Raw genomic sequence first — 23,388 nt, forward strand, 5'->3', positions numbered from 1 at the left:
GTCAGTCTCCCTCGTTGCCCTCGTTGCCCATGCCGTGGTAGCTCTCGGGCTCGTCGTAGATCTCTGCCTGCGGGACGGCGGCCTCCGCAGGCACCTCCTTGAGTTCCGGATTGCCCTCAGTCTGCTCCGACGGGGACGCCTCACCGATGACCTCGCCCGTGTCGAGGTCGATATATGCCGGATCGGTGACCGGGACCATGCCGATCTCGCGGGCCTGGCGCTCGAGCTCCTGCGGCGTGCCGAGCCGTTCATTGGTCTCCGCGAGCGCCTGGCGCTCCTCGGTCAGCCGCTGGGACTGGCTCTGCAGCCGAGTGATCTCGTAGCTGGTGCCGGACATCTGGATGTTCATGTACAGCAGTGCCGCGAGCGTGGCCGCGACGATCAGGGTGCACAGGAGGGTGAAGGGCATCGAACTGCCGGCGGCCTTCGGGGCGGCGACGACGGTCAGTCGCGGCTTCGGGGCGGCGCTCGTCCCGGGCTTGCGGACCGGGCGGACGGCGGGGGCGTGAACGGCTGACGTGGTGGCCATCTCAGTGTGCTCCCTCGGCGGATCGGGTACGGGTCAGTGCGCGGAGCCGGACGGATCCGGCGCGGGCGTTGGATCCGCGCTCGATCTCGTCGGCCTGGAGGGCCCCGCGCACGAGCGGGGTGAAGGTGGGCCGGTGCTCCTCGAGCTCGACCGGCAGTCCGGGGGGTGCCGAGGACCGGGTCCGTCGCGCGAAGGCGGTCTTGACCAGGCGGTCCTCGCCCGAGTGGTAGGACTCCACGACGATGCGGCCGCCCACGTGCAGGCAGTCCAGGGCGGAGTCGATCGCGGAGGCGAGGATCTCGAGCTCCTGGTTCACGGCGATCCGCAGCGCCTGGAAGGTGCGCTTGGCCGGGTGCCCTCCGCTGGCCTTGGAGGCGGCGGGGACCGCGCGGTCCAGCAGCTCGACCAGCTCGCCGCTGCGGGTCAGCGGAGCCTCCTGGCGGCGCTCGACGATGCGGCGGGCGATACGGCGGGCGAAGCGCTCGTCCCCGAGGTCGTGGAGGATGCGGGAGATCTCGGCCTCGGGGAGCTCGCGCAGGAGATCAGCGGCGGTGGGGCCGTCCGATGAGGTGTCCATCCGCATGTCCAGCGGCGCGTCGGCCGCGTAGGAGAAGCCTCGCTCGGCGGTGTCGATCTGGAAGCTGGACAGGCCCAGGTCCATCATCACGCCGTGGGCGCCGGGCAGCCCGAGCTCCTCCAGGACGTCGGGGATCTCGTCGTAGGTGGCGTGGACGAGGGTGGCCCGCTCCCCCAGCCCCTCCTGCTCCAGCCGACGGCGGGCGAGTTCGAGCGCCTGCGGATCGCGGTCGATCCCGACGAGCCGGGCCTGGGGAGCGGCGTGGAGGACGGCGGCGGCGTGGCCGCCCATCCCGAGGGTGGCGTCGACGTGGACGGCTCCGGGCTCCTGGAGGGCGGGGGCGAGGAGCTCGACCGAGGTCTCGAGCAGCACGGGGACGTGCCGGTCCTCCGCGGGCAGGTCGCGCTGCGTCTCGTCCATGTCACCCCTCCCCTGGGTCCGGTGTGTGCTGTCGGTGTTCCGTGTTCTGGATGCCGTGGTCCGGGTGCGGATCGCTCCGTCCCGGTCGGCCCCGGGTTCCTGGTCGCGGTGCCGTCCTGTCAGATTCCTCGTCGTTCCCGACCCGCTGCCGGGGAAGTTGCATCGGGGCGGGAACGACGAGAGGTCTCACAGGACGGATGTCCCTCGGGCGGAACTCAGAACAGGCCGGGGACCACCTCTTCGGAGGTCTCGGCGAAGCCTTCTTCCTTCTGCTCGAGGTAGCGCTCCCAGGCCGGGAGCGACCAGATCTCGAGCCGGTCGAGTGCACCGATGACGGCGCACTCCCGGTCCAGGTCCGCGTAACCGCGCAGATGTCCCGGGATGGTGATCCGGCCCTGCTTGTCCGGGATGACGTCCTCCGCGCCGGACAGCAGCACACGCAGGTAGTCGCGCGTGCGGCGATCGGTGGTGGGCGCCCGACGGGCCTCCTCGAGCTTCTGGCGGAACTCGGCGAGCGGGTACACGGCGATGCAGTGCTCCTGCCCACGAGTCATGACCAGTCCCGAGGCGAGCTCGTCGCGGAACTTGGCCGGGAAGATCAGGCGTCCCTTCTCGTCGAGCTTGGGCGTGAAGGTGCCGAGGAACATCTCGACCCCCCTTCACTCACCGTGACTCGTGCGATCCGAAACCCATCTCCTCCCAACGCGCTCCACTTTACCCCACTAGTCCCCACATACCGCTACCCCTGCCCCCAGAACAACGGCGCTTCGTCACATCAATCCAGGTCAGAGACGTGGTGCAAGGTGGGGGGAAATCTCCGCGCGGCGCGTTGGCGAGGCCGCCACAGTGCCCGGCGGGACCGGGCGCCGTCGGCACGCCCGAGCCTCGCGTTCACCAAAGTCGCAGGCCACAGCGCCGCGGCCGGCGCGAGGAGGAACGCGGGGATGGCGGTGGAGCGAGAGGGAGGGCCCCGGTGGAGGGATGTGGGGAATCCGGGGGAAACACCTGGGCGTGGCGTGGAGGGAGCACCCGCCGGGCATGACGATGCCCCGGCTCGAGGGAGCCGGGGCATCGGTGGAGCAGGGTGTGCGTCGTCGGGCCCAGTGCGTCGGGAACCGCTGCCAGGGTCCAGTCGGCACGCTGCGCGGGCGCTCCGACCGGCGTGCTGCGCGGGCGTTTCGACCGGCGTGCTGCGCGGGCGTTTCGACCGGCGTGCTGCGCGGGCGTTTCCGGCTGGACGGTACTGACACGCACAGGCGCGGCGATATGCGCCGCGCCTGGTCGCTGGAGTACCGCCGGGCAGGATCCGGACGCGGGCAGCAGCTAACTTCTGCGGGCAGGATCCGGACGCGGGCAGCAGCTAGCTTCTGCGGGCAGGATCCGGCCGCGGGCTGCTGCTAGCCCGTACCGGAAGGATCCGGCAGGCGGCGGCTAGCCCCGGCAGGCGGGATCGAGCCCCGGGAGTCCGCGGGCGGAGAGGATCACAGTCGGGGGTCGTCCCCGGACCGCTTCTCCCAGCGCTCCTCCAGCTTCCGCATGAAGGTGCCACCGTTGTCGCCGCGCGGGGCTCCGGGCCCGGATCCGCCGTTGCCTCCGTTGCCCGACGAACCGTCATCCTGCGTGGACGACCCGGGAGCGGTGACCGCGTAGATCGCGCCGGCGAGCATCCCCAGGAAGGCGATCACTCCGAGCCAGACGGCGGGCAGAGCCACGGCCAGGACCAGGACTCCGAGGCCGACGACCACCCCTCCGAGCCCGATGGCGATCCGGCGCCCGTTGCGACGCGGGTTCTTGGCCGGCGTGAAAGCGCGCGCGAGGCGCGGATCGTCGGCGTAGAGCTGACGTTCCATCTCGTCGAGCATCTTCTGCTCGTGTTCAGACAGCGGCATGGTCCCGCTCCTTGTCCCCGTCCTTTCGCGCCTGGTCGGCGCCCCGGCCGCCGATCGTGGAGGGGCCCTGGTGGACCACTGCCCTCGTCGGCGGTTCACCCAGTTTAGAGCCCCTTCCTGAGTAATGGGAACACTCGCGCTCGAGCAGCGCGACACCGGCGCCGCCGCCTGCGCTCAGGGGTGCGCCGAACCCTGGTCCGGCCCGGTCTGCTGCGACCCGTCGGGCGGCGGGCCCAGCGTGGAGCCCCTGCTGAGACTCGAGGACCCGAATCGGTCCAGAGTGCGGTCCATAGCCGCCTCGAGGTCGTGCCAGCCTGCGGACCGCGCGGTCAGCTCATGCTGGATGGGAACACCGGAGGCCGGCTCCAGATGGGTGGCCCGCACCCCGGCCAGACGGACCCTGCGCAGCCGGTGCCGCTCGCGATCCCAGAGGGCGACGACCTGTTCGCGCAGTCTCTCTCCGCTGGCCGTCGGATGCTCCAGGCTCGAGGATCGCGTGATCGTGGTCCCGTCGGGACTGCGGAGCTTGAGCACCACGGTCCGCGCCACGAACCCGGAACGGCGCAGCTGCCGGGCGACGTCATCGGCCATCACGGTGATCCGCCGGCGCACTTCTCCTGGATCGGTGAGGTCCTCGTCCCAGGTGCGCTCGGTGCCCAGCGACTTATCACGCACCCGTTGCCCGAGCCCGGTGCGATCGCTGCCGTCGGCCAGCCTGGCCACCTCCGCGGCCCGCGGGCCGAGCGCCCGGGTCAGCGTCGTCAGCGGGATCTCGCGGACCTGACCGACGGTGTGCACCCCGATCCGCTCCAGGGACTCCACGGCCTTCGGGCCGATGCCCGAGATCACCGAGACCGGCAACGGCGCCAGGAACTCGGCGGTCTGCGCCGCGGGCACGATGAGCATGCCGTCGGGCTTGGCCTGTGCCGACGCAATCTTGGCGACAGGACGCGAGACCGAACCGCCCACGGAGCTGGGCAGCCCGAGCTCGTCGCGGATCTTCCCCCTCAGCAGAACAGCGATGTCCTCGGGCTCCCCGAAGAGCCGACGCGCGCCGCGGACGTCGAGGAAGGCCTCATCGATGCTGATCTGCTCGACCTGGGCGACCACGGACGCCAACAGCTCCATGACGCGCGCCGACGTCTCGCGGTAGCGATCGATACGGGGCGGGATGATCACAAGATCCGGAGCCAGGCGCCGCGCCGTGGACATCGCCATGGCCGAGCGGATACCGCGGCGGCGGGCGGGGTAGCTCGCGGCCGCCACCACTCCGCGGGCGCCCGATCCCCCGACCACGACGGGAAGGCCGCGCAGGCCGGGATTGTCACGGACCTCGACGGAGGCGAAGAAGGCGTCCATGTCCAGGTGCAGGATGCCGGGGATCTCCTCCGGGGCGGCCCCGGCGGCCGCACCCGCCTCGCGTCCACCGCGTGCACTGTCCATCGGCACCTCCTTCGTGCCGGAACTCTACTCGGGACCTCCGTGCCGGGACCCGCCTGGCGGCCGGCGATCGGATCAGCCGGCCAGTGCCGTCATGTGCGCGGGCAGGTCGGCGAGGACGCGCTCGGAGATCTCCTCCAGGTGCTCCCCGGTCTGCTCGAGATGCTGGCGAAGCAACTGAGGGTCGGGCATCGCCGTCGGATCACGGTCCAGACGGACCCGTTCGGCGACCAGAGGTGTCAGGCGGCTCGCGCGCTCCGCGTCCGGGCCGCCGAGGCGTTCCAGCGCGGTCCACACATTCAGGGGGAGCTTCCGGCGGCGGTCGCGATTGGCGCGGGCGACCAGCACGCCCGCCCCACGCAGCGCTGCGCGGTGGACCAGTTCGAACGCTTCGCGGGGATCGTCGGCGGCCGCGGCACTCCCCTGCCGCAGGAGATCGCGGGCGCGTTCGAGATCTGCCTGGTCCTGGTCCAGGTGCGCGAGACGCAGTCGCAGGCTGCGGGAGCCGGCCGAGAGCGTGGAGGCGTCTCCTCGCCGGCGGGACTGCGTGGTGCTCATCGGTGCTCCTCTCCTGGTCCACGTCGAGTGGTCCACGTCGAGCCGACCGTGCGATCCGCGTGATCGCTGTGGCTGCGTCGTACTGTGAACGCTAGAGGCGGGCTCCGACGGATGAGCCGCGCGGCTGTTTCGAGTGGAGGACGGAGCATTGGGGAGGAACGGTCGCCGCGCGCCGGGACCCGAGGTCTCCTACAGTGGGTCGATGCCCCGTCGCCAGCGTGTGCGCCACGCCCCCTTCGAGCACCTCGGTCCGCTCGACACCGCCATCCCCGTCTCCACGGGTACCGCCCGGCTCACCCTGGAGAACGACGGCTCCGTGCTGCTGGACGTCAACGGGGTGCCCTCGTCGCAGCTGAACCCCGATCCCGAGCATCTGGTATTCGAGTACATGCGCTGGATGCTGCTCGTCCTCGACGAGGGATTCGGCGGGCCGGCCGAGTACGAGGCCGAGGGTGACGTCGCCGCTGGGGCACTGCAGGTCGCCCACCTGGGCGGGGGCGGCTGCTCGCTGCCGCGGGCCATCGCCTCCCGGTACCCCCGTTCCCGGCAGATCGTCGTGGAGATCGACGAGCTGCTGGCGAAGCAGGTGCGCACCTGGTTCGACCTGCCGCGCTCGCCGCAGCTGCGCCTGCGCATCGACGACGCGCTGACGGCGCTGGAATCGTGGCGCGATGACCGCTTCGATGTGCTGGTCCGGGATGTGTTCTCCGGCCCGGTCACTCCCGAACCGCTGATAAGCATCCACGCCGCGGAGCACGCGGCGCGGGTGCTTCGCGGCGGAGGGATCTATCTCGCCAACTGTGCGGCACCGCCCGGGACCGGGCTGCTCGCCGACGAGATCGCGACCCTCTCGGCCGTGTTCGGGTACGTGGGCGCCATCGCCGAGCCCGCGCACCTGACCGGCAAGCGCCGGGGCAACTGCGTCCTGGTGGCCTCGGATCAGCCGCTGCCGGAGGGCATCGATCGTGCGCTGCGTTCGGATGCGGTCTCGGTACGGCTGGCACCGGCGTCCCAGGTCGCCGCCCTGGCTCGAGCAGGAAAGATCCTGGGCCAGGACCAGGGGCGGGCCGGTGCACAATCCCGGTGACCGCCCGGACGACGACGGGCCGGGCAGGAGCGCGATGCTCCTGCCCGGCCCGTGAGATTCGGGGAGTTGCCGTGGATCAGAGGGGGCGAACCTGCTCGGCCTGCGGCCCCTTGTCGCCCTGGCTGACCTCGAACTCCACGCGCTGACCCTCGTCGAGGGCGCGGTAGCCGTCCATGTCGATCTTGCTGTGGTGCACGAAGACGTCTGCGCCGCCTCCGTCGATCTCGATGAATCCGTAGCCCTTTTCGGCGTTGAACCACTTGACCGAGCCCTGTGCCATACCTGTCACCTTCTGTGTCGTCCATCAACGATCGCAAAGCGCGATCGCGGTGCCGCGTGAAGCCGTCCCCCGCCGAGGCGGGTGGCGTCAGGTGCATGCCGTACTGCTGTGCCGAGGCACCGTCGACGGACTTTCCTGCTGGACCTGCATCACCGCAACACCTCCATTCTGTCACGGCCGTGGCCCCGTTCACACGGAGTTCCGCGACGCACGGTCACGAAGGCGTAACGAACTCCGCAGTGCCGACCGGACGCACCGAGCGGGTCCCTGGCACCGGAGCCGACGCGGGAGAGAGCGCCTGAAGGGCGACTTCGGCCTCTCGGTGCGGGCAGGCGGCACCCGGGGCGCACGGACCCGAAGACCCGGTCCTCACAGCCGGGGCGGATCCTCGGGGCCGTCGTCGTGATCGGCCAGGAACCGCTCGAAGTGCTCCCCGATCTCCTCGGCCGTCGGCAGGTCCATCGTGGTCCCGATCGGCGTGGAATCGCCGTCCTCACCGGTGGAGTCGTACTGTTCCTCCAGGGCGGTGACGATCTGGCGCACCTCGCTGTTCTGCGCGAGGGTCTCCTGCAGGGCGACGGTCGCCGCGTCCGTGAGATCTCCCAGGTGGACCAGGGGCAGGTCGAGTCCGGCCGCGCCGCTGACCCGCCTCAGCAGCGCGAGGGCTCCGGCCGGGAAATCGGTCCTGGTGAGGTAATGCGGGATCTGCGCCGCGTATCCCATCGCCGGGTGGTCCGCACTGCCGAGCCGGTTCTCCAGCAGAGCGCCGAACGCCGCCGGCACGACGATCTCCGAGGACTCCCCGTCCTCGTCGCCCATGCTCGTGCCGGGGGCGGGCGTGCCCTGGGCCTGGGGCCGCCCCAGCAGGGAGGGATCGTTGGCGTGCGCGAACAGACCGATCGGACGGGTGTGCGGGACGGCCATGGGAACCGCCTGCATCCCGACCACGCGTTCGACCTCGAAGAACTCGACCAGATCGATCAGCGCCTCGGCGAGCCGGCGCCACTGGAGGTCCGGCTCCGGCCCGTCGAGGAAGAGGAAGGGACGGTCCGCCTCGTCGTACATCAGCGACAGAGTCAGATCCGGGACGTCGACGCTCGTGTACGACGTCCCGTCGAAGACCGCCTGCGGACGGGAGCCGCGATAGTCCAGCAGCTCGTCCATGTCGAACGAGACGAGCCGCAGATGCCGCAGCTCATCACGCAGGTACGTGGAGGCGATCTTGCAGGCATTGCCCGCATCGACCAGACCCGGCAGGGCATGGACCAGAGTCAGACCGGTACGGGGCACTGCCGCCAGCACATCGGCGGACTCGAACCGGTACAGGTCACGCGGGTCACGCATCGGCGTCTCCTCCCTCGCGGCCGGCTGGATGTCACGTACCGGATGGCACGCACACCCAGACCCGTCCACCATAATGGACCACCGTGCTTCGCCGACCCCGGGTCCGCCCGGCGCGGCGGGGCGTGAGGATCAACCGTCAGGGGGAACAGGTCCGTGGACGACGCTGAAGGACAGATCGCTCGGGAGATCGCGCGTGAACAGGCCTACGCCGATCGGCTCTACGAGCGACTGGATGAACTGATCGGCCAGGTCGAGGGCAATCTCGACCAGATCCAAGCCTCGCAGCACGCATCGACGCACCAGAACCGGTCCGAGCGCGACTCGTTCATGGCGCTGTACGAGGATCGGCTCGCCCTGCTGCGCTCGGTCGCCCGCAGCGTCGTGTTCGGCCGCCTCGACACCGAGGACGAGGCCCGCCGCTACATCGGCCGGATCGGCCTGTTCACCCCGGACCGCGAGCAGCTCCTGGTGGACTGGCGCGCACCTGCGGCGGCCGCCTTCTACCAGGCCACCAGCACCGACCGTCAGGGTGTGCGCCTGCGCCGGCACCTGATCAGCCGCGGCCGGACCGTCGTCGGTCTCGAGGACGACGTGCTGGACCAGTCGGTCCTGGACAACGAGGATCACGACGTGGTGCTCCAGGGCGAGGGAGCTCTGCTCGCAGCCGTCTCGGGCCAGCGCACGGGGCGCATGGGGGACATCGTCGCCACCATCCAGTCCGAGCAGGACCGCATCATCCGCTCCGAGAACCGTGGTGTCCTCGTCGTCCAGGGCGGGCCGGGCACGGGCAAGACCGCGGTAGCCCTGCACCGCGCCGCCTACCTGCTGTACACCCACCGTCGCCGCCTCGAGCATTCCGGCGTGCTGATCATGGCCCCCACCCCGGGGTTCCTGCGCTACATCGAGCGCGTGCTGCCGAGCCTCGGAGAATCCGGCGTGGTCATGCTGACCCCCGGCGAGCTCTTCCCCGGCATCGAGACGTTCGTCCATGACACCGATGACGTCGCTCGCCTCAAGGGCGACGTCGCCATGGCCGAGCTGATCGCCCGTGCCGTCAAGCAGCGCCAGGTGGTCCCGGCGTCCGACATCACGCTGCGCATCGACGGCACGCCGCTCACGCTCACCCGGGATGCGATCCGGTCCGCCCGCCGCGAGGCACGTGCCACCCACAAGCCCCACAACGCCGCCCGCGCCGTGTTCGTGCGAGCCGCCATGGACCGCCTCGTCGAGAGCTACGAGAAGGCTCTCAAGGCCCGCGGACACACCGTCGTCCCGGAGGACCGACCGGATCTGCTCTCGGACCTGCGGCATGACCCCGAGATCAAGCGACAGCTGAATCTCGCCTGGCTCCCCTACACCCCGCAGGGTTTCCTGCGGATCCTGTTCTCCCGGCCCGACCGGCTGCGGGCCGCAGCTCCGCGGTCGCTGGCCGACCGGGTCGACGTGCTGGTGCGCCCCAAGGACTCCCCGTGGACCGTCGAGGACATCCCGCTGCTCGACGAGGTCGCCGAACTCCTCGGGGAGGATGCCGCGCCGGCGGAGGCACGTGCCCGCGAGGCCGCCGGCCGGCGCGAGGCCGACGTCGACTACGCCCGCAAGGTGATCGAGAACATCGACACCTCCGGCATCGTGCGCGCCGAGGACCTCGCCGACCAGGTCAGTCAGCTGCGGGACGGCCGCACGCTCGCCGAGCGGGCGTCCTCCGAGCGCAGCTGGACCTACGGACACGTGGTGGTGGACGAAGCGCAGGAGCACTCCCCGATGAGCTGGCGCGCGCTGATGCGACGAGCCCCCACCAAGTCGTTCACCGTGGTCGGCGACGTCGCCCAGACCTCCTCGGCCGGCGGCACGGCGTCGTGGTCCGATGCGCTCGGCCCCTACGTGCAGGATCGGCTCCAGGTGGAGCGCCTGACTGTGAACTACCGCACTCCGAGCCGGATCATGGATCGAGCGGTCGCGATGGCGACGGCTCACGACCTGCCGGTGACAACGGTCAGCTCGGTGCGCGAGGGCGATCGGGACCCCCTCATCGAGCGCGCGGCCGAGCCGGAGCTGGCACAGCGGGCCGGGGATGCGGTCGCCGCCGCGCACGCCGACGGGATCGGACGGCTGGCCGTCATCACGGCCGAGGGGCGGACGGCTGCCATGCTGAAGGATCTGAGTTCGCGCCCGGACCTGCCCAGCGTGGGCGGCGGGTCTGCGGGTGTCGACGACGAGGTCGCCGTGATGACCGCTCAGGAGGCCAAGGGCCTGGAGTTCGACGGCGTGATCATTGTCGAGCCGGCCGAGCTGGTCGAGGACCACGGCGCCGGGGGTCTCTACGTCGCGATGACGCGGACCACGCAGCATCTCGGCATCGTCCACGCCCGGGACCTGCCGCCCGGCATCGAGCCGGCCTGAGAAGGGGATCGGCGGCCGTGGCTTCCCCTCCACGACCGCCGATCAGGTGTGCACTGCGTGAGTGCACGAGGGATATCCTATGCACAGCCGGCCGCGGTCCTGAACCACGTCCACATAATCCGTCGATCCGAGGGCTCCTGGAGAGGCGCCGGATCGGGCTCGAGCCGACACTCGCGCCGGTCGGTCCGCACCTGCCGCGGGTCAGTCCGAGCTTGCCGGGCTCGCTGCGCCCCGGGCCGTGCCGCCGCCCTCGGCCCGCAGCCGGGCGATCGCCGCATCGAAGTCGTCGAGCGAGTCGAAGTCCTGGTAGACGCTCGCGAACCGGAGGTAGGCCACCAGGTCGAGTTCCTGGAGAGGCTGCAGGATCGACAGACCCACCTGGTGAGCCTCGACCTCTGCCTGGCCGCTGGCGCGGATGTCCTCCTCGACCCGCTGGGCGAGCATCGCCAGCTCGTCATCGGAGACCGGCCGGCCCTGGCAGGCTTTGCGGACGCCTGAGATCACCTTCGCGCGGCTGAACGGCTCGCTCACACCGGAGCGCTTCTGCACCGACAGCGATGCGGTCTCCGAGGTGGAGAAGCGCCGGGAGCAGTTCGGGCACTGTCGTCGGCGCCGGATGGTCGCGCCATCGTCCGACGTGCGGGAGTCCACGACCCGGGAATCGGGATGGCGGCAGAACGGGCAGTGCATCCACTCAGGATACCGCCGCGTCCCGGACGTCAGGCCGGCACCCGGAGTGTCAGTGGGCCGCGCCCTCGGCGGCCGGCAGCTCGATCTGCTGGCCGGCGGTGATGCGCCCGGTGGACAGATGGTTGAGGTTGCGCGCCTCGGTCACGAACTCGTGCGGGCTCATCCCCTCCGGAGCGTACTGCTCGGCGTACCCCCACAGGGTGTCCCCGGCCTCGACGGTCACCGTGACCTGCTGCTCGTCCTCGGAGTCGGCGAGCGCGAACGGGACGTCGAAGGCGAGCAGCGCAGCGGCGGCCACCAGCAGGCCGAGCACGAAGGCGATCATCATCAGCACGAGGCGCCCGCGGCGACTGACCTCGAGTCGAACGTTCGCTCGACCGACGCCCTCGCCCGGCTCGGTGCGGCGCTGCGGGAAGGGGAGAACAGCGGCTGTTTCCGTACGCATGTCCGAACTCCTGTTCGATCGAATGTGTGTGCGACTGTAGCCCCATCGCCGCGCGACACGCAAGGGAAACCTCGAACAGGTGTTTGGCATCCGGTGCGTGCCGCCCTACGCTGGGTGACAGGACAACGGAACCGCGAGGGTCCGACAGACGAAGCCAGGAGGCCTGCCCGATGATGTCGAGCATCCCCACCCCCAGTCAGCCGACCAGGGCACGGGGCGACGCGCTGGCCGACGCCGCGACCGCCGGGCTCACCCGGCGCCAGCGCCTGGTGCTGGAGACCATCAATGCCGCGATCGCCGCGCGCGGGTACCCGCCGAGCATGCGGGAGATCGGTGACGCGGTCGGCCTGACCTCATCCTCGTCGGTCTCCCATCAGCTGCAGGCCCTCGAGCGCAAGGGGTTCCTGCGCCGCGACCCCAAGCGTCCGCGCGCGATGGAGGTGTTCCTGCCCGAGGACGACGGGGCCCCCGAGCCGCCGCCGGTTCCGGAGGTCTCCGCGAACTCCGTCTCGGTCCCCCTGGTCGGCCGGATCGCCGCAGGCGTCCCCATCACCGCCGAGGAGCAGATCGAGGACGTCTTCACCCTGCCCTCGCGCCTGGTGGGCGATGGGGAGCTCTTCCTGCTGCAGGTCGTGGGCGACTCGATGATCGATGCCGCCATCTGCGACGGGGACTGGGTGGTCGTGCGCAGCCAGCAGGAGGCGCAGAAGGGCGAGATCGTCGCGGCGATGATCGACGGCGAGGCCACCGTCAAGACGTTCGCCCGCCGTGACGACCACGTCTGGTTGATGCCGCACAATCCGTCCTTCGCCCCGATCCTCGGGGACCACGCCGAGATCCTGGGCAAGGTCGTGGCGGTGCTGCGCGCCGTCTGATGCCGCTCAGGACGTGCTCCGCCCGTGGCGCCGCGTCGAGGCCCGTCGCCCCGGTTCTGCCGCTCAGTTCTCCACGGCGGTCAGCTCTCCGCCGCTCAGCTCTCGGCGAGACGGCGCAGCGCGCCGAGCGCGACCTCCGGGTCTGAGGTCGGCCACAGCGGTGGCATGGACTCCCGCAGGAATCCTCCGTACCGGGCCGTCGCCAGTCGCGGATCCAGCACGGCGACCATCCCGCGGTCCTCGTGCGACCGGATCAGGCGCCCGGCGCCCTGAGCCATCAGCAGCGCGGCGTGCTGGGCGGAGACCGACATGAACCCGTTGCCCCCGCGCTGACCGATCCGCTCCTGGCGGGCCGAGGTCAGCGGCTCATCGGGGCGCGGGAAGGGGATCCGGTCGATGGTGACCAGACGCAGCGAGCGGCCCGAGACGTCCACGCCCTGCCAGAGGGTGAGCGTTCCGAACAGGCTCGCGTCCTCGTCGTCTCGGAAGATCCGCACCAGGTTGGCCATCGAGTCCTCGCCCTGGACCCCGATCGTCAGATCGAGGCGGGCCCGCACGTGCTCCGCGGCGAGCTCGGCCCCACGCCGGGAGGAGAACAGGCACAGCGCTCCCCCGCGCGAAGCCTCGACCAGATCGGTGAGATGGTCGAGCATCGCGGGCGACGGCCCCTCGCGCCCGGGCTGGGGAAGGTGGCGCGCGGTGTAGAGGATGCCCTGGCGGCGGTACGCGAACGGGCTCCCGACGTCCAGCCCGGCCCACGCGCTCGAGTTCTCCAGCGACGGGACGGCGTCCGGCTCCATCCGGTCCGCTCGCGCAAGGCCCACCTCTCCGGCAGCGGGTTCGAACCGGCCGCCGAGGGCGAGCGTGGCCGAGGTGAGAACGGCAGTGCGGCTCTCCAGGATCGCGCCTCGCATGGCCGCGGCCACGCTGAGCGGCGCGACCTGGATGCTGGAGCGCCCGGTCGCCGGGGAGTGCGAGACCGAGACCACGTCGTCCTCCCCCGGGGACGTCAGTCGTTCACAGACGTCGATGATCTCCTGGAGGTTCGCCCTCACGGCCTTGCGGGACCCCGCCGCGCCGACGGTGCCGTCCTCGCCGGCGTCCTTGGCGTCGGAGTGCGCGGTACGGGCCTCGATACGCAACTGCTGGATCGCGTCGGCGAGCCGGTCCGGCAGGTCCCCGATCACTCGGCCGTCCGGCGCGAGTTCGAGCGCTTCACGCAGTTCCTCGGAGGCGTCGTCGAGCGCCGTGGCGGCCACACCCAGCCCGCGCAGGTCCCGCACCGTGCCGCGCAGCATCCCGGGGCTGAGCACCTCGGTGACGGCACCCGTCACGCGCCCGGAGAGGTCATGCGCCTCGTCGAAGACGACGACGTCGTGCTCGGGGATGATGCCGTGGTTGTCGAAGGCATCGATCGCCAGCAGCGCGTGGTTGGTCACGATGATGTCGACCTCGCGGGCCAGCTCCCGGCTGCGCTCGGCGAAGCACGAATCCACCATCGGGCACGTCCCGCCCAGACACTGGGAGCCGGTGACGGAGACCTGGCGCCAGGCGCGGTCGGAGACGGGATCGGCGAGGGAGTCGCGGTCTCCGCTGTCGGTCTCCTCCGCCCACTCGCGCAGTCGCCGCACCTGGTCCCCCAGGCGTTCGCTGCCGCTGCGGGCGGGGTCCGTCGAGGCCTCCGCGAACAGGGCCCCCGGGTCGATGTCGACCGGATAGCCGCCGTCGATCTTGTGGCGGCACAGGTAGTTGCCGCGTCCCTTCAGCAGCGAGAAGGTCGGGGTCCGGGGCAGGTGCGGGGCGAGGGCCTCGACGAGCCGCGGCAGGTCCTTGCGAACGATCTGCGTCTGCAGCGCGATGGTCGCCGTGGAGATGACCACGGGCCGGCGGCTGACCAGCGCGTGCCGCAGCGCAGGGACCAGATAGGCCAAGGACTTGCCGGTGCCCGTGCCCGCCTGCACCAGCAAATGGCGACCGCCGCTCATCGCCGTCCCCACCGCCTCGGCCATGGCCTGCTGACCCGGCCGCGGCGACCCGCCGATGGCCGAGACCGCCGCGTCCATCAGGGCGGTCAGCTCGATGTCGGCGGATCCCGGGGCGGTGCCGGGATCAGTGAGAGCGGTCATCTCTCCAGCGTATCCGCGCCCGATCCGAGGACGGCTCAGGCCGCGCCGTTGAGCTCTGCGGCGAGCGCCTCATCCACGCGGGCATGCAGCTTCGTGCCCTCCATGAGGTGCTCCTCGGAGAGCACCTCTCCCGTGGTGTGGACCCTGGAGACCAGGTCTCCCCGGAAGTAGGGCACGAGCACGTCGACCTCGACCGCGGGGCGGGGCAGTCGCTCGGCGATCCGCTCGCGCAGCTCCTCTATCCCCATCCCGGTGCGCGCGGAGACCACGACGGAATCCCCCACCACGCTGCGCAGGCGGGCGATGGTCTCCGGCTCGGCGATGTCGGCCTTGTTCAGCACCACGATCTCGGGGACGTCGAAGCCCTCCAGCTCCCCGAGGACCGTGCGCACGGCCCGGATCTGACCCTCGGGATCGGGGTGGGAGGCATCGACCACATGCAGCAGCAGATCGGCGTCGCCGACCTCCTCGAGGGTGGAGCGGAACGCTTCGATCAGCTGCGTGGGCAGGTGCCGCACGAAGCCGACGGTGTCGGCGTAGGTGAATTCGCGACCGTCCGGCGTGGCCGAGCGCCGCACCGTCGGGTCCAGGGTCGCGAACAGGGCGTTCTCGACCAGCGCCCCGGCGCCGGTGAGCCGGTTCAGCAGCGAGGACTTGCCGGCATTGGTGTATCCGGCGATCGCCACGGCGGGGACCTGGTTGCGCTTGCGGTCGGCGCGCTGGGCGTCTCGGCCCGGCTTCATCGCGCGGATCTCGCGGCGCAGTTTGGACATGCGGTCGCGGATGCGCCGCCGGTCGAGTTCGATCTTCGTCTCACCGGGACCGCGCGACCCCATCCCCGCGCCGCCCGCGGCGACGCGGCCGCCGGCCTGCCGGGACATCGATTCGCCCCAGCCGCGGAGCCGCGGGAGCAGGTACTCGAGCTGGGCCAGCTCGACCTGTGCCTTACCCTCGCGGGAGCGGGCGTGCTGGGCGAAGATGTCCAGGATCAGCGCGGTGCGGTCGATGACCTTGACCTTGATGATGTCCTCGAGCGCGCGACGCTGGCCGGGAGCGAGCTCGCCGTCGGCGATCACGGTGTCCGCCCCGGTGGCCGTCACGATGTCGGCGAGCTCGGCGGCCTTGCCGCGGCCGAGGAAGGTGGCCGGGTCAGGGTGGGCTCGGCGCTGCAGGATCCCGTCGAGCACCTCGGAGCCGGCGGTCTCGGCGAGCGCCGCCAGCTCGTGCAGGCTGGTCTCCGCCTCCTCGGCGTTGCCCGAGGTGTAGAGGCCGGCCAGCACCACGCGCTCCAGGCGCAGCTGGCGGTACTCGACCTCGGTGACGTCCTCGAGCTCGGTCGACAGTCCCGCCACGCGGCGCAGGGCCTGACGGTCGGCGAGATCGAGCTGTTCGCCGTCGGCGTCGGAGGTGAAGCCGGCCGACGGGGCCGCGGCCTCGCCGCGGGAGAGGATCCGCTCGGTCAGCGGGTCCCGGTGGGGGGACGCCGGGGAGGGCGTCGCCGGGCCGGTGGAGTTGGCGGTGCGGTCCTCGGCCCCGGGCCTTCCCATGGTGGTCCCGTCGACGTCCGTGTCGGATTCGGGTTCTGGATGGAAAGCAATGGGCACGATCGGGGCACTCCTCGGGTGGGACAACGTGGTTCCTCCAGAATCCCACGCCCGGCCATCGCGGTCGAGAGATTTTGCCCAGGGCGCATCGGGGATCACGACCATCCGGTCCGCAGGGAGCCCGTGCCCCGGCCTGCGGGCAGCTCAGGCCCAGGGTCCGCAGGGAGCCGGTGCCTCCTTCGCCGCAACTGTCCCCGGGCGCTGCGCCGACGGCGAGATCCGTATCCTGCTGGGGTGGCCGAGCACTACTTCACCCCCTCCCCCGCGTCCGAGGACCGACGCTTCCCGCTGCGTGTGCGTCTGGCCGGTCGTGATCTCGAGCTCGTCTCGAGCGCCTCGGTGTTCAGCGGTCATGGCCTGGACAAGGCGACCGCCGTCCTGCTGGACCGGCTCGACGAGATCACGGAGCCGCCACCGGGGGCGAGGATCCTCGATCTGGGATGCGGGTGGGGTCCGATCGCGCTGACCGCGGCCCTGCTGCGGCCCGATGCGGAGGTGTGGGCCGTGGACGTCAGTGAGCGTGCACGGCAGCTGACCGCCGAGAACGCCGACGGGCTGGGACTGGAGAACGTGCGAGTGGTCGCACCGGAGGAGTTCCCGGAGGACATCGCACTGGATGCGATCTGGTCGAACCCGCCGATCAGGATCGGCAAACAGGCTCTGCACGAGCTGCTGCTGACGTGGACGGCGAAGCTGTCACCGCACGGGACGGCCGCTCTCGTCGTCGGCAAGAATCTGGGCGCTGACCCGCTCGCCCGCTGGCTCGACCAGCAGCTGAGCGCGCGGGAGGTCGCGAAGGTGGCCAGTGCGAAGGGGTTCCGGGTCCTGGAGGTCGGCCCGGCACGCTGAGCCCCCGGTCACCGGCCCCGGGCAGCGTCGGCCTTCTCAGATCAGCGTGACGCCGTCGGCCACCAGCACGGCCGGTCCTGTCAGCGTGACCTCGCCGACCCCGGTCCAGCCCACCTGCAGGGTGCCGCCGGGTACGTCCACTCGCCACGGCTGCCGCGAGCCGTCCCCGGCGCGCAGCGCCGCGGCGACCGCGACGGCGGCGACGCCGGTCCCGCACGAGCGGGTCTCGCCCACGCCGCGTTCGAACACCCGCATCGCCACGTGGCGCTCCCCGCGCTCGGAGACCAGCTCGATGTTGGCGCCGTCGGCGGGCTCGGGGTCGAGGACCGGCCGACGGGAGAGGTCGAGCTCGTCGAGGGCCAGCTCGGCGGGGAGGAAGGCGACGGCGTGGGGATTGCCCATGTCCACGTCGGTCGCGGCCAGTGCGCGCCCCGCGATCTCGACGGTGCGCGAGTCCTCGCCGATCCTGCTCGGCCCCATCCCCACGCGCACGGACCAGCTCGGGGAACCGGCGTCCGGGTGCGCCAGGATCTCGATGGTGCGGAGTCCGGACCGGGTCCAGATCTCGAAGCGGTCCTCCTGGACGTGGGCGGCGCGCTGCAGATGCGCGGCGAGCACGCGCACGCCGTTGCCGCACATCTCGGCGGTCGATCCGTCGGCGTTGCGGTAGTCCATGAACCACTCCGGGGCGTCGCCGGGAGCGTCGATGCCGGCCCGCTGCGTGCGGACGGCGCGGATCACCCCGTCGGCGCCGACGCCGGAGCGGCGATCGCACAGCGCGGCGACGGTCGCCGGGTCCAGGTCCAGCTCGCCCTCGGGGTCGTCCAGGAGCACGAAATCGTTCTCGGTCCCGTGCCCCTTGGTGAATCGCATGCTCTCGGTCATGGTCCGAGCCTATGTCTCTTCGTCTCGTGATGCCCCGACGCCGTGATCGGCGCCTCGCTCCCGGCCCGCGCAGGCTCGATCACGGTCATGGCGCGAGCGAGCGCGCGCTCGAGGTCGCCGGTTCCGCCGCCTGCGGGGGCATCGATCCACTGCACCCGCGCGTCCCGGCGGAACCAGGTGTCCTGTTTGCGCACCAGCCGGCGGGTTCCGACGACGGTGGCCTCGATGGCCTCCTGGCAGGTCATCGCGCCGTCGAGCACGGCCAGGCCCTGTTCGTAGCCGATCGCGCGGCGCGCTGTCGGGCCCCGGTCGAGCCCGCGCTCCCGCAGCCCCCGGATCTCCTCGAGCAGCCCGCGCTCCACCATCACCTCGACCCGTCGTGCGATGCGCTCGTGCAGCTCGGTCCGGTCCAGGCGCAGCCCGATCTGCAGGGTGCGGGGGTCCGCGTAGTGCGGCCGGGGCAGGAACGCCGTGAACGGTCGGCCGGTGAGTTCGCCGACCTCCAGCGCCCGCACGATCCGACGGGTGTCCTGGGGTCCGATCACGTCGGCCGCCTCGGGGTCGGTCCGTGCCAGCTCGTCATGCAGGGCGCGCGGGCCGATCTCCTCAGCTCGCGCCTCCAGTCGCGCGCGGAGGGCGGCGTCCGTCGGGGGGAACTCGATGTCGTCCAGCACGGCCCGCACGTAGAGACCGGAGCCGCCGACCAGGATCGGGACCCGCCCCCGGGCGCGGATGTGCGCGATGGCGGCACGGGCCTGCTGCTGATACGCGGAGACGCTCGCCTCTTCGGTCACCTCGAGCACGTCCAGCAGATGATGGGGGACGCCGTCCCGCTCCCCCGGCGGCACCTTCGCGGTGCCGATGTCCATGCCGCGGTAGAACTGGAGGGCGTCGGCGTTGACCACCTCGCCGCCGACGCGACGGGCCAGGGCGATGGCGAGATCTGACTTCCCCGTGGCGGTGGCGCCCACGATCGCGATCAGCGGCGCCTCGATCGCATCGGCCACGCCGGCCTCCCCGTCCTCCTCACGTCCGGGAGGAGGCCCGGTCCGCGCCTGCTCCGGGGCGCGGCGCGCATGAGGCTCGGAATCCATGCTCGGCACCTTAGCCTGCGGCGTTGCTCGCAGTCAGCGGAATCACGGCCGGCGCCCAGTTCAGGATCCGGTTGGAGGGAGTAATGTGTGCGGCGGTCCGGGCCCCGGGCCGATCCGCATCTCCTAGAGCACTGTCCGAGGTTGGAAGTGACTGCACCGCACGAGTCCCCCGAACTGACGGACTCGACCGATTCTCTGGCCCCGATGTCCCTCAAGAGGGTCGAGGAGTGCCTGACGCGGCACGGGTATGCGTTCGTCGAGGACGAGGAGCACCCGGAGATCCTCCGCGCCCGCTTCGATGACTACCGGTTCCAGTTCATGCTCTCCGGCGAGGACCATGGCGTCCTGCAGACCCGCGGCCGCTGGAGCCACTCCGTGGACATCTCCCGCAAGGTCGAGATGATCAAGCTCTGCAACGAGTGGAACATGAACCGGATCTGGCCCAAGGTCTACGTGCGCCGGGAATCCGAGGGACTGCTCGGCGTGTACGGCGAGCTGGCCGCGGATTTCCGGGCCGGCGCGCTGGACTCCCAGCTCGACAGCGCCATCAAGTGCGGCCTCAGCACCGTGATCGCCTTCTTCCGCAGCCTCGAGGAGCGCCTCGGGGCGGAGCTGGACGAGCTCGACAGCTGAGGCTTCCCCGCTCAGGGCGTGCGCGGGCTCGGCATCCCGAGGGTGACGGGCCCCCCGGACCCGCCGCCGTGGCCGGTGCCGCAGGCTGAGCCCGTATCCAGACCCTGCACCCCGGCCTCCCAGGCGTCGCCGGAACGGGTGCGTCGCACCGAGAACTGTTCGGGCGAGGGCTCCGTCCCCGGGGCTGCGGCCAGCGCGCTGTCCGCGATCAGGTAGTGCGGGGCGGCACGGGTGACGGTCGCGGTGACCAGATCCCCCGGCCGGGGGCGAGAGGCGGCCGGCAGCCCCTGCGGCAGGGAGAGGTGGACCAGGCGATGGTCGCGGGCGCGTCCCGAGATGCGCTGGGTGCGCTCGTCGCGGTCGCCTTCGCCCTCGGCCACGAGCACCTCCACGACGCTGCCTTCGAGCTTCTGGTTCTCCTCGTAGGTGATGCGGTCCTGGAGCGCCGTCAGCCGTTCGTAGCGCTCCTGGACGACCTCCTTGGGCACCTGGTCCTCCATGGTCGCCGCCGGCGTGCCCGGGCGGATCGAGTACTGGAAGGTGAAGGCGCTGGAGAAGCGCGAGGACTCGACCACATCGAGGGTGGCCTGGAAGTCCTCCTCGGTCTCGCCGGGGAAGCCGACGATGATGTCGGTCGTGATGGCGGCCTCGGGGATCTGCTCGCGCACCCGGTCCAGGATGCCGAGGAACTTCTTGGAGCGGTAGGAGCGCTTCATCCGCCGCAGCACGGCGTCGGACCCGGACTGGAGCGGCATGTGCAGCTGCGGCATGACGTTCGGCGTCTCGGCCATCGCCTCGATGACGTCGTCGGTGAACATCGCGGGGTGCGGCGAGGTGAACCGGACCCGTTCCAGACCATCGATGTCGCCGCAGGCTCGCAGGAGCTTCGCGAAGGCGCCACGGTCTCCGAACTCGACCCCGTAGGAGTTCACGTTCTGACCCAGCAGCGTCACCTCGTTGGCGCCGGCGGCGACCACGTCACGGACCTCGGCGAGGATCTCTCCGGGCCGGCGATCCTTCTCCGTGCCGCGCAGCGAGGGCACGATGCAGAACGTGCAGGTGTTGTTGCAGCCGACGCTGATGGAGACCCATGCCGCGTAGGAGGACTCGCGCTTGGTGGGCAGCGTCGAGGGGAAGGTCTCGAGCGAGTCGAGGATCTCGACCTGTGCCTCGCGGTTGTGCTGGGCGCGGTCCAGCAGCACCGGCAGGGAGCCGATGTTGTGGGTGCCGAAGACGACGTCGACCCAGGGGGCGCGCTCGACGATGGCGGCGCGGTCCTTCTGCGCGAGGCACCCGCCGACCGCGATCTGCATGCCGGGATGGGCGTCCTTGCCGGGACGCAGGGCCCCGAGGGTCCCGTAGAGCTTGTTGTCCGCGTTCTCGCGCACCGCACAAGTGTTGAACACGACCACGTCGACCTCGCCGCGACGGGGCTCGGCTCCGGGGCGCGCGGCGATATAGCCGGCGTCCTCGAGCATGCCGGTCAGGCGCTCCGAGTCGTGGACGTTCATCTGGCAGCCGAAGGTGCGCACCTGGTAGGTGCCGCGCGGCTCACCGGGGGTCGCGCCGCCGGCCCCGTGCGGGGACGGCGCGGCGGATGCGTCGGGCTGCGAAGCGAGAGAGCTGGAGACACTGAGCGACATAGTGGCACCAGGGTACGGCGGACACGGCCGCGCTGTGCTCTGCCCGCCCGCGCGCCACGGGCTCCGCCCGCCCGGGCGCCACGGGCTGCACCCCGCACGCCGGCCATGGGCCCGCCCGGCCTCATCCGACAGCCCTCACCAGCACCTTCACCCGCTCTCACACGCTCTGAGAAGGTCACAAAGTCGTGACGGTGCGGCCGGGCGGCAAGGAGCAGGCGCAGCTGTGCCATAGCGTGCGCGTATGACTCAGATCAGCCCCGGAGTTGCGGCGGGACGGCCGTCGACGCAAAGCCTCGTCTCCCTCTCGGGTGTCCAGAAGCATTTCGGTGACCTGCATGTCCTCCAGGACATCGATCTCGAGGTCTCCGCCGGCGAGGTGGTGGTGGTGCTCGGCCCGTCGGGCTCCGGCAAGTCGACGCTGTGCCGCACCATCAATCGCCTCGAGACCATCGACGCCGGCGAGATCCGCATCGATGGCCAGGCCCTGCCCACGTCGGGGCCGGGGCTGGCGGCTCTGCGTTCCGAGGTCGGCATGGTCTTCCAGGCGTTCAACCTCTTCGCGCACAAGACCGTGCTCCAGAACGTCACCGTCGCGCCGATCAAGGTCAAGGGCATCCCGCGACGCGAGGCCGAGCGCAGCGGCATGGAGCTGCTGGAACGGGTGGGCGTGGCCGATCAGGCCGACAAGCTGCCCGCGCAGCTCTCCGGTGGCCAGCAGCAGCGCGTGGCCATCGCCCGCTCCCTGGCGATGAACCCGAAGGTGATGCTCTTCGACGAGCCCACGTCGGCGCTCGACCCCGAGATGATCAGTGAGGTCATCGAGGTGATGACGGGACTGGCCCAGGACGGCATGACGATGATCGTCGTCACCCACGAGATGGGCTTCGCGCGCCGCACCGCGGACCGGGTCGTGTTCATGGATGCCGGACGCATCCTCGAGGTCCGTACGCCCGAGGAGTTCTTCTCCGCTCCCCAGACCGACCGTGCCCGGGACTTCCTGGGCAAGATCCTCGACCACTGACCGCATCGCCCACGCCCCTTCGAAGGAGAACATCATGAGCAGGTCCCTGAACCGACGCCTCTTCCTGACCGGCACGGCCGGCACCGTCGCCGCCGCCACCCTGGCGGCCTGCGGCGGCAGCGGCGAGAGCGGCGGCGAGCCCGAGGTCCAGGACGTTGCCGCCGGTGACTTCCCCGAGGGCTCGACCATGGCCGCCCTCGCGGAGGCCGGCAGCATCACCATCGGCACCAAGTTCGACCAGCCCCTGTTCGGCCAGGCCGGGCCCGACGGCGATCCGGTCGGCTTCGACGTCGAGATCGGCAAGATCGTCGCCGGCGCCCTCGGCATCGATCCCGAGAACATCGAATGGAGGGAGACGGTCTCCGCGAACCGTGAACCCTTCCTCGAGGGCGGGCAGGTCGACATCGTCGTGGCGACCTACTCCATCACCGACGAGCGCAAGGAAGTCGTGGACTTCGCCGGGCCGTACTACGTCGCCGGCCAGGCGCTGATGGTCCTCGCCGACAACGAGGACATCACCGGGGAGGACTCGCTGGCCGGCAAGACGGTCGCCTCCGTGGAGGGATCCACGCCGGCACAGTACATCCGCGACAACCACCCCGACGCCGAGCTGCAGACCTTCGACACGTACTCCAACTGCGTCACGGCCCTCACCAACGGTCAGGTCGAGGCGGTGACCACGGACAACGTGATCCTGGCGGGCTTCGTCGAGCAGGATCCGGACAACCTGAAACTGGTGAACGACGGAGAGACCTTCACCGACGAGCCCTACGGCATCGGCCTGGCGCTGGGCGATGACGACTTCCGCAGCTTCCTCAACGACACGCTGGAGGCCGCCTACGAGGACGGCTCCTGGCAGACCGCCTGGGAGGAGACCGCAGGCAGCGTGCTGCCGACTCCCGAACCGCCCGAGGTCGACCGCTACTGAGCGCCCGACCGCCCAGATCCCCCCTCGTCCCCCGTCGGGCCGGCTCGTCCTGAGCCGGCCCGACGCCCCTG

Annotated in this window: 22 protein-coding genes; 7 read left to right on the plus strand and 15 right to left on the minus strand. The window is 71.1% G+C overall.

Annotation, left to right across the window (positions count from 1 at the left end; translation table 11 throughout):
- Window position 1: 1 nt before the first annotated feature.
- The 6 genes from ACFQRD_RS01140 to ACFQRD_RS01165 form a co-directional block, all read right to left on the minus strand.
- The gene (locus ACFQRD_RS01140) at window positions 2-529 is read right to left on the minus strand and encodes a hypothetical protein (protein ID WP_377803303.1); all 528 of its coding nucleotides are present in this window, start codon (window positions 527-529) and stop codon (window positions 2-4) included.
- A 1-nt stretch (window position 530) separates the two neighbouring features.
- Complete coding sequence (rsmH, locus tag ACFQRD_RS01145) at window positions 531-1,526, minus strand: 16S rRNA (cytosine(1402)-N(4))-methyltransferase RsmH (protein ID WP_377019015.1); 996 nt, start codon at window positions 1,524-1,526, stop codon at window positions 531-533.
- A gap of 215 nt (window positions 1,527-1,741) precedes the next feature.
- Window positions 1,742-2,173 (minus strand): division/cell wall cluster transcriptional repressor MraZ, encoded by a 432-nt coding sequence (gene mraZ / locus ACFQRD_RS01150; protein WP_377019014.1) that lies wholly within the window; start codon window positions 2,171-2,173, stop codon window positions 1,742-1,744.
- Window positions 2,174-3,007: 834 nt separating this feature from the next.
- Window positions 3,008-3,415: a DUF3040 domain-containing protein gene (locus ACFQRD_RS01155; RefSeq protein ID WP_377794387.1), complete on the minus strand. Its 408-nt coding sequence runs from the start codon at window positions 3,413-3,415 to the stop codon at window positions 3,008-3,010.
- Between the two features lie 174 nt (window positions 3,416-3,589).
- Window positions 3,590-4,858: a DNA polymerase IV gene (gene dinB, locus ACFQRD_RS01160; RefSeq protein ID WP_377803304.1), complete on the minus strand. Its 1,269-nt coding sequence runs from the start codon at window positions 4,856-4,858 to the stop codon at window positions 3,590-3,592.
- A 72-nt stretch (window positions 4,859-4,930) separates the two neighbouring features.
- Entirely contained in the window at window positions 4,931-5,413 is a 483-nt protein-coding gene (locus tag ACFQRD_RS01165) for an SAV_6107 family HEPN domain-containing protein (RefSeq protein WP_377019011.1), read from the minus strand.
- A gap of 202 nt (window positions 5,414-5,615) precedes the next feature.
- On the opposite strand from ACFQRD_RS01165, the gene ACFQRD_RS01170 reads away from it, so the two are divergent.
- Complete coding sequence (locus tag ACFQRD_RS01170; RefSeq protein ID WP_377803305.1) at window positions 5,616-6,500, plus strand: spermidine synthase; 885 nt, start codon at window positions 5,616-5,618, stop codon at window positions 6,498-6,500.
- A gap of 76 nt (window positions 6,501-6,576) precedes the next feature.
- Here ACFQRD_RS01170 and ACFQRD_RS01175 read toward each other — a convergent pair whose 3' ends face one another.
- Both ACFQRD_RS01175 and ACFQRD_RS01180 read right to left on the minus strand, forming a co-directional pair.
- Window positions 6,577-6,780, minus strand: a complete 204-nt coding sequence (locus tag ACFQRD_RS01175; protein WP_010551414.1) for a cold-shock protein — start codon at window positions 6,778-6,780, stop codon at window positions 6,577-6,579.
- 369 nt (window positions 6,781-7,149) lie between these two features.
- Window positions 7,150-8,124: a proteasome assembly chaperone family protein gene (locus ACFQRD_RS01180; RefSeq protein WP_377019009.1), complete on the minus strand. Its 975-nt coding sequence runs from the start codon at window positions 8,122-8,124 to the stop codon at window positions 7,150-7,152.
- 153 nt (window positions 8,125-8,277) lie between these two features.
- On the opposite strand from ACFQRD_RS01180, the gene ACFQRD_RS01185 reads away from it, so the two are divergent.
- On the plus strand, window positions 8,278-10,524 hold the full coding sequence (locus ACFQRD_RS01185; RefSeq protein WP_377803306.1) for a HelD family protein: 2,247 nt from the start codon (window positions 8,278-8,280) through the stop codon (window positions 10,522-10,524).
- Window positions 10,525-10,725: 201 nt separating this feature from the next.
- Here ACFQRD_RS01185 and nrdR read toward each other — a convergent pair whose 3' ends face one another.
- Both nrdR and ACFQRD_RS01195 read right to left on the minus strand, forming a co-directional pair.
- Window positions 10,726-11,214 (minus strand): transcriptional regulator NrdR, encoded by a 489-nt coding sequence (nrdR, locus tag ACFQRD_RS01190; RefSeq protein WP_377019007.1) that lies wholly within the window; start codon window positions 11,212-11,214, stop codon window positions 10,726-10,728.
- 49 nt (window positions 11,215-11,263) lie between these two features.
- Complete coding sequence (locus ACFQRD_RS01195; RefSeq protein WP_377803307.1) at window positions 11,264-11,659, minus strand: LysM peptidoglycan-binding domain-containing protein; 396 nt, start codon at window positions 11,657-11,659, stop codon at window positions 11,264-11,266.
- Window positions 11,660-11,832: 173 nt separating this feature from the next.
- On the opposite strand from ACFQRD_RS01195, the gene lexA reads away from it, so the two are divergent.
- Window positions 11,833-12,534, plus strand: coding sequence for a transcriptional repressor LexA (lexA, locus tag ACFQRD_RS01200; protein ID WP_377803490.1), 702 nt, complete (start codon window positions 11,833-11,835; stop codon window positions 12,532-12,534).
- Window positions 12,535-12,629: 95 nt separating this feature from the next.
- On the opposite strand, the gene ACFQRD_RS01205 is transcribed toward lexA, so the two are convergent.
- Both ACFQRD_RS01205 and hflX read right to left on the minus strand, forming a co-directional pair.
- Window positions 12,630-14,660 carry an ATP-dependent DNA helicase gene (locus ACFQRD_RS01205; protein ID WP_377803308.1) on the minus strand — a complete coding sequence of 677 codons (2,031 nt, stop codon included), beginning with the start codon at window positions 14,658-14,660 and terminating at the stop codon, window positions 12,630-12,632.
- Between the two features lie 35 nt (window positions 14,661-14,695).
- The gene (gene hflX, locus ACFQRD_RS01210) at window positions 14,696-16,264 is read right to left on the minus strand and encodes a GTPase HflX (RefSeq protein ID WP_377794393.1); all 1,569 of its coding nucleotides are present in this window, start codon (window positions 16,262-16,264) and stop codon (window positions 14,696-14,698) included.
- 234 nt (window positions 16,265-16,498) lie between these two features.
- On the opposite strand from hflX, the gene ACFQRD_RS01215 reads away from it, so the two are divergent.
- Complete coding sequence (locus tag ACFQRD_RS01215; protein WP_377803309.1) at window positions 16,499-17,113, plus strand: class I SAM-dependent methyltransferase; 615 nt, start codon at window positions 16,499-16,501, stop codon at window positions 17,111-17,113.
- Window positions 17,114-17,149: 36 nt separating this feature from the next.
- On the opposite strand, the gene dapF is transcribed toward ACFQRD_RS01215, so the two are convergent.
- The gene (gene dapF, locus ACFQRD_RS01220; RefSeq protein WP_377020411.1) at window positions 17,150-17,998 is read right to left on the minus strand and encodes a diaminopimelate epimerase; all 849 of its coding nucleotides are present in this window, start codon (window positions 17,996-17,998) and stop codon (window positions 17,150-17,152) included.
- Entirely contained in the window at window positions 17,995-19,092 is a 1,098-nt protein-coding gene (miaA, locus tag ACFQRD_RS01225) for a tRNA (adenosine(37)-N6)-dimethylallyltransferase MiaA (RefSeq protein WP_377803310.1), read from the minus strand. The genes dapF and miaA overlap by 4 nt, the downstream gene beginning before the upstream one ends.
- 147 nt (window positions 19,093-19,239) lie before the next feature.
- Between miaA and ACFQRD_RS01230 the strand changes: the two genes are divergently transcribed.
- Window positions 19,240-19,725, plus strand: coding sequence for a YbjN domain-containing protein (locus ACFQRD_RS01230; RefSeq protein ID WP_377020409.1), 486 nt, complete (start codon window positions 19,240-19,242; stop codon window positions 19,723-19,725).
- An 11-nt stretch (window positions 19,726-19,736) separates the two neighbouring features.
- On the opposite strand, the gene miaB is transcribed toward ACFQRD_RS01230, so the two are convergent.
- The gene (gene miaB, locus ACFQRD_RS01235; RefSeq protein ID WP_377803311.1) at window positions 19,737-21,368 is read right to left on the minus strand and encodes a tRNA (N6-isopentenyl adenosine(37)-C2)-methylthiotransferase MiaB; all 1,632 of its coding nucleotides are present in this window, start codon (window positions 21,366-21,368) and stop codon (window positions 19,737-19,739) included.
- Window positions 21,369-21,609: 241 nt separating this feature from the next.
- On the opposite strand from miaB, the gene ACFQRD_RS01240 reads away from it, so the two are divergent.
- Together ACFQRD_RS01240 and ACFQRD_RS01245 are read left to right on the plus strand one after the other, a co-directional pair.
- Window positions 21,610-22,389, plus strand: coding sequence for an amino acid ABC transporter ATP-binding protein (locus ACFQRD_RS01240; RefSeq protein WP_377020407.1), 780 nt, complete (start codon window positions 21,610-21,612; stop codon window positions 22,387-22,389).
- 34 nt (window positions 22,390-22,423) lie between these two features.
- Window positions 22,424-23,317: a transporter substrate-binding domain-containing protein gene (locus ACFQRD_RS01245; RefSeq protein ID WP_377020406.1), complete on the plus strand. Its 894-nt coding sequence runs from the start codon at window positions 22,424-22,426 to the stop codon at window positions 23,315-23,317.
- Window positions 23,318-23,388: the final 71 nt, after the last annotated feature.

The sequence above is a fragment of the Brachybacterium sp. GCM10030268 genome, assembly GCF_042666305.1.
GTDB lineage: Bacteria > Actinomycetota > Actinomycetes > Actinomycetales > Dermabacteraceae > Brachybacterium.